This is a genomic window from Nostoc sp. PCC 7524, assembly GCF_000316645.1.
Lineage (GTDB): Bacteria > Cyanobacteriota > Cyanobacteriia > Cyanobacteriales > Nostocaceae > Trichormus.
Map to the genome: position 1 here is coordinate 2,116,882 of NC_019684.1, position 15,619 is coordinate 2,132,500.

The window sequence follows — 15,619 nt, forward strand, 5'->3', positions numbered from 1 at the left end:
CCCCCCACTCCCCACTCCCCACTCCCCACTCCCCATGTCCACAAGAATTATCATCGCTCCCGTTACCCGCATTGAGGGACACGCCAAAATTAGTATCTACCTGGACGATACTGGACAAGTTAGCGATGCTCGGTTTCATGTCACCGAATTTCGAGGATTTGAAAAGTTTTGTGAAGGTCGTCCTCTGTGGGAAATGCCCGGAATTACGGCGCGTGTCTGTGGTATTTGTCCAGTGAGCCACTTGTTGGCTTCAGCGAAAGCAGGCGATCGCATCTTATCTGTTACCATACCAAAGGCCGCCTCTAAACTGCGTCGGCTGATGAATTGGGGGCAAATTATTCAATCCCATGCTTTGAGTTTCTTTCACCTCACCGCCCCAGATTTATTGCTGGGAATGGATAGCGATCCCGAAAAACGTAATGTTTTTGGCTTAATCGCTGCCGAACCAGAGTTAGCCCGTGGTGGTATTCGTTTGCGCCAATTTGGGCAAGAAATTATTGAATTATTGGGAGGTGCGAAAATTCACCCGGCTTGGGCTGTTCCTGGGGGAGTGAGAGAACCCCTCACACCAGAAGCACGTACCCACATTCAGCAACGGATTCCAGAAGCACGCGCCACTATCATTAATGCTTTGGGTGTATTTAAGCAGTTACTCGCAGATTATCAAAGAGAAGTCCAAACCTTTGGTAATTTCCCTAGCTTGTTTATGGGTTTAGTTACCCCTGATGGTTTATGGGAAACTTACGATGGCTATATTCGCTTTGTTGATAGTGGCGGTAATATTATTGCCGATAAACTTGATCCTACCCGCTATCAAGAGTTTATTGGGGAAGCAGTGCAACCGGATTCTTACTTAAAATCACCCTATTATCGCCCCTTGGGATATCCAGACAGTGACGGACGTTGCCGTTTAGATAGTGGGATGTATCGAGTCGGGCCGCTAGCACGTTTAAATGTTTGTAGTGCGATCGGTACACCTTTAGCTGATCAAGAATTACGGGAATTTCGTCAACTAGCTCAAGGTGCTGTAACATCATCATTCTTCTATCACTATGCCCGCTTAATTGAAATTCTCGCCTGTATTGAATCTGTGGAAATCTTATTAGATGACCCTGATTTACTATCAAATCGATTGCGTGCAGAAGCAGGAGTGAATCAATTAGAAGGTGTTGGGGTGAGTGAAGCACCACGAGGTACATTATTCCATCATTATCAAGTTGATGAAAATGGCTTATTGCAAAAAGTCAATTTAGTGATTGCCACTGGTCAAAATAACCTAGCGATGAATCGCACCGTTGCCCAAATTGCCAGACATTTTATTCAAGGGTCAGAAATTCCAGAAGGAATGCTCAATCGTGTTGAAGCTGGAATTCGTGCTTTTGACCCCTGTTTAAGTTGTTCAACTCATGCCGTCGGACAAATGCCATTGCAAATTCAATTAGTCGCCGCCGATGGCAGTGTTGTTGATCAAGTTTACCGACAATAAATTATGTCTCAGAATTGCTTCTGGATAATTCCCACATTTGGAAGGCTTGGGTAAAGTCTAAGTCATCCAAAAAGTTACCATCTGTAGGGGATAAATGCTGGTACTGAATACATATGTATGCAAGATATAAGGGAATCCTAGCCAAATTCCTAGCTTTTTCATTGGTTGTTGTTTGTAGCAATCTCCAGAGATTATTACCTGCGATCGGGTCTAAATTTTGCGGAAAATTAAACCACCGACAAATAAAATCCCGAATTTGGCGATCGTTAAAATTAGCTATTTCCCTTTCTTTAAAACTAGAAAATCTATTTCGATAAATGTGCCTATACTGAGTACGGCAGGATAAAATAAAGCGGTTTTGACCGTACCTATCGATAAAATCTTGAATGTGATTTATACCTTGCTGTCTATTATATTCATTGCTTTCTTGCCTCTCTGGAATCAAATCTATGCCATCAATTAATATAAGTAAATTTCCTTGTTCAAGTGCTGTTTGTGTGAACTCCCTAGGATATAAAAACTGGGCATCAATAAATTTTTTCTCAATCATATTGAAAATGTTGTTATCGGGCATTTTTAGTCTCTGTACATCAACAAACACCGGAATTACTCTGTGTCCAAAATTACCTTCTCTTCCTCTTAAACTTTCTAGTCCGACATATTTTAAATATGTGGACTTTCCAGTACCAGGTTGACCAAGGACAATGAGGTGTTTTGTATCACGTACAATTTCTATACTTGATTGCCGATTTTCGCTAGAATTTCCAGTTAAAAACTCCATCGGCACATAGACATTATTCAGAATGAATGGCTCCCACATTTCAAATATTTTGATGAAAGAGTTAGCCTGTTCAAATTTACTTCGATATTGAGCAAGCAACATCAATACAATAATTATTCTAGGTGTACCATGGGCAAACAGTGTTCTTCCACTACGTAACAAAACTTTCAAGATTTCAGCAATTAAGTCTTGCATATTTAACTTATCGGTTTAGAAATGAATAATTCTTAGTCTATCCATAATTTTGTTTTTTGAAAAAAAATGAGCAATTTTTACTATTAGCTAATTTAAGATAAATATTATATTTGTGATAGTGAAATTTAATAACCCCGATTCATCCAAGAAATCAGGGTTATCTAGTATTGCCCATTATTTAAAATAAACACCACATTATTTTAGTTTATGGTGAACATTTTCTGGTTGATTATATAGCAGGGGACAGGTGATAGGTGACAGAATTGAAAGCCTTTCATTGTAAAGGTTTTAGGATTGTTGGATGTCCTAATCTATATGGCTACTGCTATATAAAACAATCAGGAGTAAACTTCTGACTAAATACTGCAATTTCATCATTAAGTTTTCAGTCAATTAGCTATGACTAATTACTGGCAACAAAACCTGAGAACTATGTTCACCACCACAACTAATAGTCAGGGTAATTATTTGAGAACTTAGTAAACTATCACTACTTAATACTGAACTATTCCCGGAGTTCATAACATAGGCTGGATAACAAGCTGCACTCAAACTTAAACGCAAAGCATTACCTTGAGCAATTCGCACACAAGTTGTTTGTAATTGAATTTTTCTAGTGATGTGGTTAATTCCGTCTTTGCAGTGTAGATAACCTTGCGTAATGTTGTACACTTTACCATCAGGATATACCTGCGATAGTACGGCAGATAAATCATAACTGGGTTGGTCTGCAACACATGATATTTCTACAAAAGTATCCCCGATTAAATGTAAATCTGTAGTTAAAGGTTCAGTGGTGTAAGTTAACACATCGGAACGACAATCAAGATGCGATCGCTCAAACACACCCGCCGATATTGTCCCATGACCACCTACAGATGGCACTGGCCGCCAAGGGTCATGGACTAATATATCTTGGGCATTGAGCATGGGGCATTGGGGACTGGGTATTAGAATTCCAGCATCTTCTCGGATACTGGCTAGTCCCGTGGTTGACAAGAAGTAAAATTTCTGATTTGGTGTAGGTAGGCTGGGAAAATCGCGCCAAATGTTGCTACCCATTTCAAACAAGCGCACCGGCGACTCATCTAATAAACCTGTATCTATACCTTTAAGAAACTGATCAAACCAGCGAATCTGCATTTGATCTACGGGGCTAGCGGCTGTGTTACCAAAATCAGCTTCGCCTACTCTGCGCCCCCAAGGTAGATGCGCCCAAGGGCCAATTAATAAATTTTGGGGTGTACTGGCGCAGGCTACCATATCTTTATATAAGTGCAACGTACCGCGCAGGTAAGTATCAAACCATCCGCCGATATGAAACATGGGCAAATCAACGCCGTGGAAATAGCTTTTGGGTGAGAGTTCTTGCCAGTAGTCATCAGGTTCGGGATGGGCTACCCAGTCGTGATAAAACGATTCTGGTGCGAGTTTCTGAAGAATTTCGGGATTATTTACAGGTAAATTGCGAGAGGCAGCAAATAATGCTTGATAGGCTGCTTGATCACCACGTAAACGGGCTGTTTCCGTTGCTAATTGAATTGCCCAAGCTAAATTAGTTTGCAAACAAAATGCGCCACCTTCATAAGCCCAATCTGTGTATAAATCATAGCCAATCATCGCTGGGCAGATGGTTTTTAGGGCTGGTGGTTTAGCTGTGGCTGCATATAATTGCGTCATTCCCTGATAGGAAAAACCATACATTCCCACTTTTCCATTACTACCAGGAAGACTTGCAGCCCAATTGATTGTATCTTCACCATCAGTAATTTCGTGGGCAAATAATTTAAATTCGCCGTCAGAAGTCCCCCGCCCCCGTACATCTTGAATCACGACAATATAACCGTGGGCAGCGTACCAACTCGGATGGGCATAGACAACAGTAGAAGCGATCGCTCTACCATAGGGTTGTCGCATTAATAATACTGGAAACTTGCCTACTGCATCGGGACGGTAGATATCTGCATCTAGGCGCACACCATTGCGGGTGTACATAGAGGCAGTTTGTTTGGGGAGGACTTTGAGCATAGATAAAAACCAAAAATGCAGAAATTTGAATTACAAATTAAGAATTATCTTGAGGCGCTGTTCGCATATTTGTAATAATGTTGGGGTAAAAGAACGACGTTCTGAAAATTGGGTACTGATATAAATATGTCGTACTAAAGTTAGGATAGTATAGGATGCAATGGCAGCGTGAAATTTATCGCTTGTCAGCTGAATAAATCTTGCAGTTAGAGCATTTTCCCAATCGCATAATGCTGCTGAATTACCAAAAGTGCGAAGGCTATATTCTTGAATATGACCGAGGAAGTTACCAATATCAAGTGCCGGATTACCTTCACAATATAAATCTAAATCAATCAGATATAAACGAGAACCATTAATAATCACTTGATCAGGATAAAAATCACGGTGAATACCACAGCGTTTTGGTTCTGGTGTATTTTGTCCTAAATGATCACATTTTTCTAATATGCGCTCTAAGCGTTCTTGCCATTCTGGATATTGTTGTATGACTAAAGGAATGCGCTCATGTAAGATTCGCAGTTCATCGGACATCCTATGAGAACGACGGGGAGGAATATTAGTTTGGTGAAGTTTATGGGCAGCTTCCGCAATGCGTCTTGCGATGAAAATACCGTTTTTCTGCCCTAGAAGTTGAGTAGCGATCGCTCCTGCAACTTTGCGCTGTAACCACATTTGCCATTCAGGAATTATCCCTACAGGTTCAGGTACAGAAATACCATCAGCACTATCATCAGCAAATCCTTGTTCCCACAAAGATTTCTGTAACTCATAACTATGAAAATCTGTTCCCTTAGCGCGGACTTTACCAATTAGCGTCATTATTTGCCCAGAAGCATCAATCAATTCATATTCAATCAAACAACGCCGCCCAACTTTGTGACGAATAACTTCCACCTTTTGAACACGAAAACTTTGAGCGATCGCCAAACACCTACTAAAACATTCCTCCACCTGCAACGGATCAATCGCCGCCGACAAAAAAGGCATTTTAGAATCAGTAATTAACCTTGCTAACACTCAGCGTACCTCCGCGCTCACCTCAGCGCCCCTCTGCGTTAAAAAACTCCTTCCTCTCTACATCCTCAAAACCCTCATTTCGCATCTCATACAAAGCCGCATAACGCCCATTCTCTGCCATCAATTCCAGATGAGAACCTTGTTCCACCACCTGCCCATTTTCCATATAGAGAATGATACTGGCACGAGTAGCCAAACCAAGGTCATGAGTAATTAAAAAAGTCGTGCGATTTTGTGACAACCTTTGCAACGCATCAATCACAACCTTCTCATTACCCTTATCTAAGCCAGTAGTAGGTTCATCTAAAATCAGAATAGGGGCTTGACGAATAGCCGCACGAGCGATCGCAATGCGTTGGCGTTGCCCCCCGGAAAGTGTCGCACCGCGTTCTCCTACCAGGGTGTCGTATCCTTGCGGTAAAGCTTGGATAAAATCATGAGCATTAGCTAAACTAGCCGCTTCGACAATTTCTCCATCAGATACCCCAGCAATCCCATAAGCAATGTTTTCCCGAATAGTAGCGGCAAATAACAGACTATCTTGCAAAACTACACTAATTTGCGGACGTAAAGATGCCAACGTGTAATCTCTAATATCTCTACCATCAATCATCACCCGCCCCATTGTTGGGTCATAAAGCCGCAATAATAGACTTACTAATGTAGATTTACCACCACCGGAAGTCCCCACAATTGCTACTTGTTGTCCCGGTTGAATGTTTAAATTGATATCTTGCAGTAGAACTTGCCCTGATTCATAGGCAAAGTGAACGTGATCAAAACAGACTGCACCTCGGAAAATCGGGGCTGGGATTGCACCCGGTAAATCACGGACATCAGGCTGTTGATTTAATACATCTAAAATTCGCTCACCAGAGGCAGCAGCTTTAGCCAGTCGTCCGATGTATTTAGCAAAGTTCTGAACTGGTTTAAAAGCATTTTTAAGATAGGTAAGAAATACCAGTACATCACCAGGGGTTAAAGTATTTCGCAATGCCAGCCAAGAGCCGTACCATAAAACAATTGCTGTTCCCAAGGCAATCACAGCATCTACAGTACGTTCTAAGTGAGCCGCCAACCGTTGAGTTTTGACGCTTTCTTTGAGACTACGCTGATTTTGTTGAGCAAACACCCCTGCAAAGGCATCTTGCAACGATAGGGCTTTCACCAGTTTAATGGCAGCAATTGACTCAGCCGCCGTTGCCGCCACAGCACCTTCTTGTTGGCGTTGCTTTAATGAAGACTCTCGAATTCGCTGGCTGAGTCGATTAGTCAGTAACCAAAACAACGGTAGGGTGAATAGTGACAGTAGGGTGAGACTGGGATTCATCCAAAACATCACCCCCATCATGCCCAACAGGGTAAGTATACTAACTACTAGGGGTAATGCTGCCGTAATCATAATTTCTTGCAGACGGCTAGCATCGCTACTCACACGCACAATTAAATCACCGCTACGAGCTTTGGTGTGATAAGCCAAAGACAAATTTTGCAGATGACGATATAAATGATTACGCACCTCAGCCATGACTCGACTGCCGACTGTTGCTAGTCCGACGGTACTCCAATAGGCAGCAAAGGCACGTAATCCGGTAATTACAAGAACTGCCACGGCTGAAAGTGTCAGTAGTGCCATTGGTTCTAGTTGTGTAATTACTGGAGTATTATTTAGCTGATTTTTACGTATTAATACATAATCAAAAACAAATTTCAGAGGCCAAGGTTCTAACACCCGTAGTCCGACATCTGCGATGAGAGCGATCGCAGAAATTAACAGGAGTCCATATTGTTGGCGAAGATAAGGCCAGAAATAACTCAGCACTCCCCACAACCCAGGAACAGCTTGTTTGAGGGGTTTTGACATTTATCTTCTTACCCCCAAATTGAGTCCGGCTAGATTGAGAATTTGTTGAGCGATCGCATCCCAGGTATGATTGTCCATCACCTTTTGGCGAGCCGCTTCTCCTAAACGCTGGCGCAGAGTAGGCGATCGCCATAATGTTTCTAAAGCCTCTGCCAAGGCGATCGCATCACCTGGGGGACAGAGAATGCCATTCACCCCTGTATCAATTAAGTCTGCCAACTGCCCGATTTGGCTAGCAACTACAGGCAAACCAGCCGCCATATATTCATAAACTTTCAACGGTGAGAAGTAAAAATCAGATTGTGCTGGGTAGGGTGCCACAGCGACATCCATTCTTGCTAATAATTTGGGGACGGCATCAGGATTTACCGCCCCGGTAAATTGAGTATGGGAATCTAAGCCGTATGCAGCTAATTCAGCTTCCAGATTCTCTTTTTCCGGGCCATCACCCACAATTAAAAGTTTAGCTTCAGGAACACTTTGACGCAGTTGAGCAAAAGCTGCCGTGAGAATTGGTAATCCATGCCACGGTTTCAATGAGCCAACAAATCCCACTGTCAAGGTTTCTGGTTGAGTAGCAGGACGAAGGGCAGGGAAGCGGGTAGGATTGACACCATTAGGGATCACATGAACTTTGCTACTGTCCACATAATTCATTAAGTAAGTTTTTACTGCCTCAGAAACAGCGATGAGTGTTGTAGCAGCTGCAAACACCCGATTGGCTACTTGTTCTGCACTTTTGCGATCAATTAAACCGCGATGCTTTGCCTGTTCTGTAATCAGAGGTGAATTCACTTCTAATAATCCGGGAATTCCCATAGCTTGAGCAAATTCCATGGCGCTATAACTCCAAAGAGAATAACGCTCATAAATTAAGTCAAAAGAGCCAAACTTCTGCAAATCTAGACGCAAATCCCGATTCATCCCCAAAGCAACTTGCTCTCTTACCGCCCGTTCTAATTTGGGGATTGTTGGGAGTTGATGAACTACAACACCAGCTAAATCTGTGGGGACTTCTCCCCCAAAGCGAGTAGCAAACAATTCCACTTGGCAACCTTGCCCTTGCAATGCGCGTATTACTTCCTGCACATGAATAGAACATCCCTTCTGCCCAAATACAGGAATTCCCCCATCAGCACAAACATAAGCAACTCTCACCCTTCACACCTCCTGAACTAATTTGGCAGCAGTTTTCAGATCCTTGTATTCTCCTTGACAGGTTGGCGCGAAAAATAAACCCCGTAATATCCCAGCATTACGATGAATATCAAACTCAGACTCAATTAACTGCCTAGCCTGAGTTGACAACTGCACGCGCAAAGCTGAATCAGTCAGCAGTTTCCTAAGTGCGATCGCTAATTCCTCTGCATCATGTTGCGGTACAATTAATCCCGTCTCCCCATTCTGCACCAATTCAGGAATCCCAGTCACATCGGTACTCACACAAGGTGTTCCCAATGCCATTGCTTCTAGTAAAACTGTAGGTAATCCATCCCGATTGCCATCTTTTCCAATCACATAAGGCGCTGCAAACACAGCAGCTTGCTGCACCAATTGAAATACATCATTTTGGGGACGTGGCCCGATAATTTCCACAGTCGATAGCAGTCCTAAATCTTGAATTTGTTGGCGCAGCACAGGTTCTAATGATCCTGTACCGACAATTTGACATTGAAACTCACAATTTAATCGCTTCAGGATGGCGCAAGCATCAATCAAAACAGATAGCCCTTTCTTCTCAATGAATCGCCCGACTGAAATAATTAAGGGGGGACGTTCAGCCGGAGAAGAATATTGTAATTGCCGCAAATCTAAGCCGTTGTAAATACGCTGAACTTTGTTTGCCGCTACACCATAGGTATTTTGCAAATAATTAAGGTTGTAATCACTAACAGTCACAACAGTAGCCGCATCTTTCAGCTTGCGTTCCATGTCTGCAAATTCAACGCTTTCATGAAAGATATCTTTAGCATGGGCTGTAAAGGTATAGGGAATGCCTGTAAAGTGAGATGCTAACCGAGCTACACTGGTGGCAACAGTACCAAAGTGAGCGTGTAAATGAGTGATGCCTTTGAGTCGCGCTTCTCGTGCTAACCATGCAGCTTGGTAGACGGTGCTGGCTTGTTCACCTTGAGCAATTGCCAACTTGGGCCAAAAGTCTGGAATAACTTTACTTGCTTCTTGTAATTCTGCCCAAAAATAGCTAGCAGCTGTAGGCGCAAGACTATTGAGTGATTCGCTCACCCGTCCTTGAATTGGCTTTTTAATGTAGGTTACAGGCGCACGCACTTGGGAAATAATATTTTGAAAGTGAGTATCAGATGGTGGCCTTAACGCAAAAATTTCCATATTTAAGCCAGCCGCTTCATGAGCCAAAATTTCATTGACTACAAAGGTTTCCGAATAGCGAGGATAACGTTTGAGAACGTAACCAACACACATGGTCATAATTTATAATTCTGTCTGCAATTTTGAATTCTTTAAGAGGCTTGTTTTGATGAATGATCAGCACAGGTGAGTATTTCATTTACGAATTGGGGAATGCGGGTGAGTCCGTTGAGATCGACACAGTTACGGACTTGTGGGGGTGGTACTTCCTGCATTAACCAGTCTGTCAATGCTTGAGATGTTAGGTGGTGTGGGTGCAGTACATCAACTAAGCCTAATGACTGTAAGCGTTCAGCACGGATTAATTGTTCTCGCCGAGGTTGGATGCGGGGGACAATGAGCGATCGCTTCTGAAATGACAGCAGTTCACAAGTGGTGTTGTAACCACCCATCGCAATGACGCGTTCGGCTCGATTTAGTAATAGCGTTGGTTCAGGTAAATATTCCAATACGCGCAAGTTGGAACGTTGAGCCGCATAGTTTTGCACTCGTTGTCTTACTTCTGGCGGCATAAACGGCCCTGTTAAGATGATGCCGTTCATCTCTGGTGGTAGCTCCGCATGAGCAAATGTTTCTGCTAAATGCGCTCCGTCTTGTCCACCTCCCACTAAGCACAATACTAATTTTTCCGATGGCAGATGCAGCGATTTAAATGCCTGAACGCTTTCGGCATTCACGCACTTCAGCCGCCTACGCTGGTCAAAATAGCCAGTGTAGCGGAATTTGGCCATAGTTTTTGGCTGGAAACGATATTCTTTTCTCAGGTCATAGATAGCTGGATCACCATACACCCATACCGCATCATAGTAGGTTTGAATCGCTTCTTCGTTAGCTTCTCGCTTCCACTCTCGACGTACAGAAGCGGGTTCATCTAATACATCTCGTAAACCGAGAATGCAGTGGGTTTTTTCTTGGGTACGTAAGTAATCTAGGGTGGGATCTAGCTCTCTGACTGCTCCTCGCGGTACATTATCTACAATGAAAATATCAGGTTGAAAGGCTTTGATGGTGGTCAGAATAACTTGCGATCGCAGTGTAATAATCTCCTGCAATGACAAATTTAATCGTCGTGCTTGATATCTTCCATCCACATTTTTGTACAAAGCAGGTAAAGTCAAACAATCCACCCCAGGAAGTGTGTGTACATTGCTACCATCTTGGATGCCACTAATCATCAAAACATCAGTTTCTAGGGGTGAACATCCTAATGTTTGAGCAATCAACAAATTGCGGCGTTTGTGTCCCAGCCCCATTGTGTCGTGGGAATATAAAGCAATGCGCCATTTACGAACATTACTAAATAAATTACCGATATCTGAAGACTCTAAGCCAGCTAATGTTCTTTCTATTTCTCTAGATTGGGTGAACCAGTTGTTCATATGCACTCCTGACCAAGTAATTTGTTATGCCCTACGAAATTTCGCTAGGTAATTTGTATTAATTCTGGGTTTCAGTCTTTTTATTTAATAGTTGGAAATTTTGCATTACCTCTTGCGCGTAGGTTGGACAGGTGCAAAAGTTTTAAGTAATTAGGGAACACTTTTTTCAAAAAAATAAATTTGTAATTACTGTAACAACCTGAGTTTTCTTAGAATATCGAATATTTATTGAATAGGTATGAAAAGTAGATGAGACTTTTCTCATGTGAGATTGAGTATGAATTTGCTAAAAATACTTTGAAAGAATGATGTCTATTTTAGATAACATAATTTGTTGGCAATAAAATATCAGTTAAACCAGTTTTTTAGATGATGAATAGAGATTAACATGACAGCAAATCAGAGACAAGGCACTGGCAATGGGCGCAGTTTTGCCATTAAAATCACTCAGTTATTGACAGTCGGGCGGCAAATTTTTAGAGAAGCACGCACCCGGATTTTGCTCTGGTACTTACTGATTTCAGGAATAACCTTTCTCATTGCCATTCCCGCATTTCGTTACCAACTCTACCAGCGCATTGATGAGCGTGTGCGTCAGGATATGGAAGCAGATATGAAAGCTTTCAAAGTGTTGATGAAGGGCAAAAGATTAATAGCAGAGAATACATTCACTCATAATGAGCCACCAAAAGATTCTCAGCAATGGAATATGTTGCTTTCTGAAGATGAACAAACTACCCCCCTAGCCTCCATAGAAGACTTACAGAAGCTGTTTCGGTCTTATCTATTGTATCGATTACCAGAAGATGAATCTTATTTCATTACTTTTATAGATGGTGAATTTTACGAATCTAGTCCTAGCGCACGCCCCAAACCTTTAGCCAGAGACTCAATACTCATGAAACGGTGGGCAGAACAAACCCAACCAGAGCAGGGAGAAACAGAATTTTCTGACCTGAATGCCCAAAATATTCTTTACTTAGTTGAACCTGTTACCATTCAAGGACAAGTCCGAGGAGTCTTTGTTGTTGCCCACAACACCACCGGAGAAAGGGTAGAAGCTCTAGAAGCAGTTAGTGTGATTATGGAAGTTTTCATCTTGGTGTTTGTGGTGTCGTTAATCCTGACTTGGTTAGCTGCGGGGAGGATTATGGCTCCCCTACGGACGATGATCACCACGGCTCATGCCATTAGTGAATCAGATTTAACTCAGCGTTTACCAACACGCAGTAGGGGAGAACTAGGAGAATTGGCAAAAACCTTCAACGAAATGATGGACAGGCTAGAAGCAGCCTTTGCTACTCAACGGGAATTTGTCAACGATGCGGGACATGAACTGCGAACTCCCATCACCATCATTCGCGGACATCTGGAACTGATGGAAGATGATCCCCAAGAACAGCAGGAAACTCTGGCACTGGTTATAGGAGAACTAGACCGCATGAGCCGTTTAGTGGATGATCTAATTTTGCTGGCAAAAGCAGAACGTGCAGACTTTTTACAGGTAACAACGGTAAATGTGGCAGAGTTAACCCAAGAGTTATTTGTCAAAGCTCAAGCACTAGCACAGAGGGACTGGCAACTGGATGCTGTGGCGAAAGGTCAAATTGTGGTTGACCGCCAAAGAATTACCGAAGCTGTGATGAATCTAGCGCAAAATGCTACTCAGCATACTGGGGAGAGTGATAGTATTTCCATAGGTTCAGCGATCGCCAAAGGCAAGGTGCGGTTCTGGGTACGCGATACAGGTGAAGGCATTCCCCTTGTGGATCAAAAACGCATCTTTGAACGCTTTGCCCGGACTTCTAATAGTCGTCGTCGTTCCGAGGGTGCAGGGTTGGGGCTGTCCATAGTGCGTGCGATCGCCCGGTCCCACGGTGGACAAGTATTAGTTCGCAGTCAGTTAGGAAAAGGTTCGATGTTTACTATCGTTGTACCACTCGATCCACCGCCAAAAGTGAGTAGCTATGCCCAACATTCTCATTGTTGAAGATGAACCCCGGATTGCCTCATTTATTCAAAAAGGATTGCGATCGCAAGGATTCACAACCACAGTAATTGCAGATGGGCGATATGTGCTGGATGTATTGCAAAATGGAACGTTTGACTTGTTAATTTTGGATCTAGGGTTGCCTGGCAAAGACGGTTTCCAAGTCCTCGAAGAATTACGCGGACAAGGAGAAGACTTACCTGTGATTATCCTCACTGCCCGGAGTGATATTCATGATAAGGTTGCTGGACTAGAAGGGGGTGCAGATGATTATGTTACTAAACCTTTCCGCTTTGAAGAATTACTGGCGCGGGTAAGGTTGCGGTTACGGAGTGCCAGACCTGTTAGAGATGCCCAAGAGTTTACCTTGATAGCTGGTAATGTGATCCTAAACTTGCGGACTCGACAAGTAAAAATAGGCGATCGCCTCATCGAACTACCTGCCCGTGAATTTGCAATGGCAGAAATGTTTTGCCGTCATCCAGGACAAGTCATCAGTCGAGAACAACTTTTAGATTACGTTTGGGGTTACGACTATAATCCAGGTTCTAATATTGTTGATGTGTACGTGGGTTATCTCCGTAAGAAACTAGGCAGCAAACTGATTGAGACAGTCAGGGGCATGGGTTATCGCTTGCGAACATAGTGCTGAGTATGTATTTTTTCTCCCCAGTCTCCAGTTCCCAATCCCTGACAGGAACGGATTTAACTCTATCTGGGTCGTAATTCAGATGAAACAGCACAAAAATTTCGATGAACTGGCTTTTGACCAGTCTAATAGCCCCTTGCCATCAAGTAACTCAAATCCAGATACCAGCAATTTGAAGTATTGGTTCAGTCGTCTTAAGGTTGGTCAAAAGATTGGCATTGGATATGGGCTGCTGTTGAGTATCGCCGTACTGGGAACTAGCATTGGGTTTCTAATTGCGGATCATTACCAGAAACAAGCGCAAAAACGAGAGGAAGCGGCAATTGAAGAGTTATATCAGATGTACCAACTCAAAACCATTGTGTTTCGTGTTCGTACCAATCAACACAAGCTGATTTTATACATGGATCAACCAAAAAGATGGCAAGGACAATATGCTCTGTTACTTAAGTATGTTGAACAAGCTAAACAAGTTTGGTTTGAATTCAAAGCTAACTACAGTATTGAGAACCCGATTATATATGATTCTGTAATCGAACAAAAAGCCGTTCACCGTTTGTTACAAACTCACAAAGGTTTTGATACTTACTTACAGCGTACAGAGGCTTTGTTTCGAGGTAACAATCCCCATCAATTATCACCAAACGAGGTTAAAGCGGGACAAACCCAACTGTTCAATTTCATGCACAGCTCGTCAATGTTTATGATTGATGATTTTCTTGATGATATTACAAATCTTGTGGAAGTCATATCTGAGGAGTATCAACAAGCAAAGTGGGAACTGCGACGAGCAGAGAAATTACGGCTATATGTCATTATCGGGAGCCTATCATTATCAATTGCGATCGCCACATTACTAGCAATTTACACCAGTCGCACCATTGCTCATCCTATTCAAACTGTCACCCACGTTGCTCAACAAGTGATAGAAGAATCTAATTTCGATTTGCAAGCCCCCATAACAACTAATGATGAAGTGGGGATATTGGCTGCTTCCCTCAATCGTCTGATCCTGGAAGTTCAGCAACTCATCAAAGTCCAAACTGATGCTAACGAACAACTAGAAGTATACAGCCAGGTGTTGGAAGAAAAAGTATGTGAACGGACACGGGAGTTAAATGATAAAAATATCAGTTTAGAGTTGGCATTAGACGAATTGCGGCGTACTCAAGCGCAACTCGTAGAAACTGCGAAAAATGACCAGAAAAAAACAAATAACTAATACTTGGGCATCGAGCTACTTGGCAATAAAATCAAATAGATGGTGCGCCATTTGTAATTTAGAACAAGGTGAAATTTTTACTTGCCGTCCTTGACTATCTAAAAATATGGCTTGGTTATTTTCACTGCCAAAACCACTATTAGGTTGATCAATCGGATTGGCTACAATTACATCTAATTGTTTTCTCTGCAATTTTTCCATTGCTGGCGTGACAATATCCCCGGTTTGAGCCGCAAAACCAATTAACAACTGATGGGGTTGTTTGTGTTGTGCTAATTGAGCCACTATATCTGGTACTGGTTCTAAGGGTAAGGTTTGGGGGAGCGATCGCTTGGGTAATTTCTCTGGACTATAATCTTTGGGCTTGACATCAGCAACAGCCGCAGACATGACAATGACATCTGCATGAGGCAAATATTCCCACATTACCTGCTGCATTTCCTCCGCACTAATTACCGGAATTGCTTGCACTCCCAAGGGTATATCCCAATTAGCTACCCCATGAACTAAGGTAACATTTGCGCCTCGATGTAGGGCGGCTTGTGCTAAAGCTAACCCCATTTTACCTGTCGAGGGATTGCCAATAAATCGCACTGGGTCAAGATACTCTCGCGTTC

At 42.7% G+C, this 15,619-nt stretch carries 12 protein-coding genes (1 of these 12 cut by a window edge); 4 read left to right on the plus strand and 8 right to left on the minus strand.

Translation table 11 applies throughout. The annotated features are described in order from the left end of the window. The first annotated feature begins 34 nt into the window (after positions 1 to 34). Positions 35 to 1,486, plus strand: coding sequence for a Ni/Fe hydrogenase subunit alpha (locus NOS7524_RS08375; RefSeq protein ID WP_015138057.1), 1,452 nt, complete (start codon positions 35 to 37; stop codon positions 1,484 to 1,486). A gap of 1 nt (position 1,487) precedes the next feature. On the opposite strand, the gene NOS7524_RS08380 is transcribed toward NOS7524_RS08375, so the two are convergent. The 7 genes from NOS7524_RS08380 to NOS7524_RS08410 form a co-directional block, all read right to left on the minus strand. Next, positions 1,488 to 2,462 carry an NACHT domain-containing protein gene (locus NOS7524_RS08380; RefSeq protein ID WP_015138058.1) on the minus strand — a complete coding sequence of 325 codons (975 nt, stop codon included), beginning with the start codon at positions 2,460 to 2,462 and terminating at the stop codon, positions 1,488 to 1,490. 393 nt (positions 2,463 to 2,855) lie between these two features. After that, positions 2,856 to 4,490, minus strand: a complete 1,635-nt coding sequence (locus tag NOS7524_RS08385) for a CocE/NonD family hydrolase (protein WP_015138059.1) — start codon at positions 4,488 to 4,490, stop codon at positions 2,856 to 2,858. A 30-nt stretch (positions 4,491 to 4,520) separates the two neighbouring features. Further along, a complete protein-coding gene (locus NOS7524_RS08390; RefSeq protein ID WP_015138060.1) occupies positions 4,521 to 5,510 on the minus strand; it encodes a phosphotransferase family protein in 990 nt (329 codons plus the stop codon). 22 nt (positions 5,511 to 5,532) lie between these two features. Continuing rightward, positions 5,533 to 7,374: an ABC transporter ATP-binding protein gene (locus NOS7524_RS08395; RefSeq protein WP_015138061.1), complete on the minus strand. Its 1,842-nt coding sequence runs from the start codon at positions 7,372 to 7,374 to the stop codon at positions 5,533 to 5,535. Further along, on the minus strand, positions 7,375 to 8,532 hold the full coding sequence (locus NOS7524_RS08400; protein ID WP_015138062.1) for a glycosyltransferase family 4 protein: 1,158 nt from the start codon (positions 8,530 to 8,532) through the stop codon (positions 7,375 to 7,377). Between the two features lie 3 nt (positions 8,533 to 8,535). Then, on the minus strand, positions 8,536 to 9,822 hold the full coding sequence (locus tag NOS7524_RS08405; RefSeq protein WP_015138063.1) for a glycosyltransferase family 4 protein: 1,287 nt from the start codon (positions 9,820 to 9,822) through the stop codon (positions 8,536 to 8,538). Positions 9,823 to 9,854: 32 nt separating this feature from the next. Beyond that, entirely contained in the window at positions 9,855 to 11,141 is a 1,287-nt protein-coding gene (locus tag NOS7524_RS08410) for a glycosyltransferase family protein (RefSeq protein ID WP_015138064.1), read from the minus strand. 388 nt (positions 11,142 to 11,529) lie between these two features. Here NOS7524_RS08410 and NOS7524_RS08415 point away from each other — a divergent pair, with 388 nt between their 5' ends. The 3 genes from NOS7524_RS08415 (at position 11,530) to NOS7524_RS08425 (ending at position 15,002) form a co-directional block, all read left to right on the plus strand. Continuing rightward, a complete protein-coding gene (locus NOS7524_RS08415; protein ID WP_015138065.1) occupies positions 11,530 to 13,131 on the plus strand; it encodes a sensor histidine kinase in 1,602 nt (533 codons plus the stop codon). After that, positions 13,109 to 13,777 carry a response regulator transcription factor gene (locus NOS7524_RS08420; protein WP_015138066.1) on the plus strand — a complete coding sequence of 223 codons (669 nt, stop codon included), beginning with the start codon at positions 13,109 to 13,111 and terminating at the stop codon, positions 13,775 to 13,777. The genes NOS7524_RS08415 and NOS7524_RS08420 overlap by 23 nt, the downstream gene beginning before the upstream one ends. 85 nt (positions 13,778 to 13,862) lie before the next feature. Next, on the plus strand, positions 13,863 to 15,002 hold the full coding sequence (locus NOS7524_RS08425) for a HAMP domain-containing protein (protein WP_015138067.1): 1,140 nt from the start codon (positions 13,863 to 13,865) through the stop codon (positions 15,000 to 15,002). A 15-nt stretch (positions 15,003 to 15,017) separates the two neighbouring features. Here NOS7524_RS08425 and coaBC read toward each other — a convergent pair whose 3' ends face one another. Beyond that, on the minus strand, positions 15,018 to 15,619 hold the end of the coding sequence (gene coaBC / locus NOS7524_RS08430) for a bifunctional phosphopantothenoylcysteine decarboxylase/phosphopantothenate--cysteine ligase CoaBC (RefSeq protein WP_015138068.1). Its footprint extends 622 nt past the window's final position; 602 of the gene's 1,224 nt are visible here — the last part of the coding sequence; its start codon lies beyond the right edge, outside the window — the gene reads right to left on this strand; it ends in the stop codon at positions 15,018 to 15,020.